Origin of the sequence: Methylobacterium sp. J-092 (assembly GCF_022829325.1) — a bacterium.
GTDB lineage: Bacteria > Pseudomonadota > Alphaproteobacteria > Rhizobiales > Beijerinckiaceae > Methylobacterium.
On sequence record NZ_JAKSXU010000179.1, the window covers coordinates 1 to 317 of the forward strand.

Sequence of the window (317 nt, forward strand, 5' to 3'; positions counted from 1 at the left end):
GGCGTGCTCGCCTTCGGCGGCAGCCGCGGCAACGACGGCTTCACCGGCGGTGGCCAGGTCGGCTACAACTACCAGTTCACCCCGGGCTCGGGCGTCGTGATCGGCATCGAGGCCGACGCGCAGTACGTCGACTTCGGCCAGAACCGCAACCGCTTCTCGGCCACCCCCGGCGTCGTCGGCGGCGGCATCCTGCCCGGCAACCTGATCTACAACCCGTCGGGCCTCTCCAGCCTCGACTACTTCGGCACCGTGCGCGGTCGCCTCGGCTACGCCTTCGACCGCACCCTCGTGTACGGCACCGGCGGCTTCGCCTACGG

At 71.0% G+C, this 317-nt stretch carries 1 protein-coding gene; it reads left to right on the top strand.

Annotated features, from left to right (window positions below; genetic code table 11):
- Window positions 1-317, top strand: a 317-nt coding sequence (locus MKK60_RS21125; protein ID WP_409567436.1) for an outer membrane protein, incomplete at both ends; no start/stop codon positions are given.